Annotated in this window: 1 protein-coding gene and 1 pseudogene; both read right to left on the bottom strand. The window is 55.9% G+C overall.

Translation table 11 applies throughout. The features are described 5' to 3' along the window. Positions 1–370: 370 nt before the first annotated feature. Positions 371–985, bottom strand: coding sequence for a hypothetical protein (locus tag VB144_13685; protein ID MEA4884677.1), 615 nt, complete (start codon positions 983–985; stop codon positions 371–373). 529 nt (positions 986–1514) lie between these two features. Beyond that, positions 1515–2468, bottom strand: a pseudogene (locus VB144_13680) (IS256 family transposase). Positions 2469–2644 lie beyond the last annotated feature (176 nt).

The following is a 2644-nucleotide window of genomic DNA, read 5'->3' as shown; positions in this document are numbered from 1 at the left end:
TATTCCACGTGAGAGGGCTCAGTACCTTTGGGAGGTATTGGAACATAGCGGTGTATTGATATCCAGTAGCTGGCCACAGGGCGTGGGACCCTCGGCCAAGACCTACTGGAAGAAAACTGGGATACTATATCGTAGCGTCAGTAGCCTGACAAAGGGAGCTTGACCCGCCGAAGCGCGTCTGGCTGACAGCCACTGCCCAGGAACAGCATGTCGACCGCACAGGTATTGCTGGGCGGGTGTACCGCTAGGTCTGAACCTGCGCAGTAAACCCTCCGTTCGCCACCTGACTCAGACAAAACGTGCGGTTAGTAGCCGCCCTCCAGATGCGCCTCGGGATGGGCCTGCGTCGTTATGCCTGCACCACCATGAACTACATGTAGAGCAACATCACAAGCCCTGTGGCCGTAAGCCCCACAAGCGTGCCCCATAGGAGCTCACGCAATGAGTGCCGTCCCTGGTGGAGCCGGGCCCAGTAGACTAACGGTAGAGCTATGACGCTGCACACTAGCACTGGCAGAGGTTCGGCGATCCGCGCAAGGTAGACAAGCGGTCCAGAGAACCCGCACGCGTGCCCGCTGGCCCTGAACTTGAGTACGGCGTTAACGAGGGCAAGCAGTACTCCCGAGGCCAGATACGACAGGAACAGCCCCGACACAGCTCGGGGCGCCTTCCTCAACAGGCAGATTGCTGTACCTATTATGTAGCCTGCAACGGACATGATGAACGCCAGCCTGCGTTCTCCGCGTCGGCCCTGAGCTCTGACCGACGGTATAATCATCTTAAGTATGTATGCCGAAACAGGGAGTGCTGTCAGAAAGGCCAGAGCCATCCAGTACCAGCCTGCTCCATCTCCAAACAGCTCCGCATTGTACAGATACATCCATGTCGTTGCGACGAGCGCCATGAGTGGCGGGGCGGTCAGAATGCCGATGGACCGCGCTAGTCTGTAGGACGCCGACGAGCCGTCCGATTTGCTCACAACCATCCTTCACACCTCCTTTCTAGCAGATCTCGCGATTCCATGTCGAGTATATCACTCAGCTCATTTTCCGAAGTAGGAAAGGCTGAATTTTCGGACTATAGTCAAAACCTTCTGAGAAGGTACTGGCAACACTCACGTCGAACATAGCCCCGATACAGATGCGAGGGTTGGTCGGCATGGCGCTCAAGAACCCCAAGAAACAACATCACTGTTCCTCGATTTCGACCAGATCGCCCTGACCAAGGCTAATCTGCCCAACGGCGCCGAGGTGAGCCACGTCGAAAATGCCCTGCCTTTTCACTACCGGATCCTCGACAAACTCGGACTGCTGATTGGAGAATACCGCCGCCCTCAGGCATGACCGCGTCTTGTCCCATCCGTCCTGTAACGCTTAACTTGATAGGCCCCTACTGCGGAAAATGAGCTTAGCGGCAACTATCTTGACTCGATCAAGGGTCTACTCCACTGGAGGCAGCGCCACAGTTGTATCGACTGGCGGCAACAGCTTGCCCATGGATTCCTGGCTGAATTACTTGCGCAGTACGATCCATTCATCGTTCTGCTCTATCATCCACCGATCCAAGAAGCCTGAGCGCTGAATCGGCGTTAGGGAAAATGCCTACTACGTCCGCTCGGCGCTTGATCTCCTTGTTCAGCCTCTCAAGAGGGTTTGTTGAGTGAATCTGTCTGTGGTGTTCCTTTGGAAACGCCATGTGCGCTAGGATATCGTCTTCGCACGCGCAGAGCATTTGCGCCGCCTTGGGAAACCTTCCTTCCAGGGTAACCGCAACTTGCCGGAGTTGAACCTTGGCGGTCGCCTGGTCGGGTTGAGCGAATATCGTCCGGATGTAGGCCGCAACCATTTGCTGCGTGGCCCGGGGCACATGGGCAAGCGCGTTGCGCATGAAATGTACCGTGAACCTTTGCCACGACGCCCCTAGGAAAGCCTTCTGTATCGCTTTCTTCAGTCCTTCGTGGGCATCTCTTATCACAAGCTTCACTCCGCTAAGCCCGCGAGATGCCAGGCCTTTCAGGAACTCATGCCAGAACGCCTCGCTTTCGCAGGGGCCTATGGCGAAACCGAGAATCTCACGATCCCCGGTCATCTTGACGCCGAGCGCTATGACCAGGGCCATGCTCACAACTCGGTGGTCGGATCTGTTACGAGTTCGTCCACCTTTCGAGTGCTGGCCCCGTGAACGTACGCCTCCTGGACTACTGACAGGATAGCCTTCTCCGTCATTCGCCGGGGCTCCAGGAAGCTTGGAAAGAACGTTCCCTCCCTGAGTTTGGGTATCCTGAGATCCAGACTGCCTACTCTCGTTTCCCAGGGTCTGGACCGATAGCCATTCCGGTACGTTGATCTCTCCGACGTTCTCTCGTATCTATCCGCTCCGATCCTTTCCGTAGCTTCGAGTTCAACGAGCCTTTGAGTCAGAAGCTGCGCGCCGTCCCTGAGAAAACCAGCGTCTTCGTCCATCCCCATCTGGCGGAGAATGTCCAGCAGTGATACATTTCTCTCTGACGTTACGATGTAGCATCCCAGTTTTCTTCCAGCGCCCCTTGGGTGATAAGTTCAGGCCCGGCGACCAGTTGCTGGTTATCGATACCCTGTAAATTGTAAATCTATCCCAGAGGTACTGAGCCCCTCCGTATGGAATA

The sequence above is a fragment of the Clostridia bacterium genome (genome assembly GCA_034926675.1).
In the GTDB taxonomy this organism is placed as follows: Bacteria; Bacillota; DTU025; order DTU025; family DTU025; genus JAYFQW01.
This window is presented reverse-complemented; position numbering and strand designations above follow the sequence as displayed.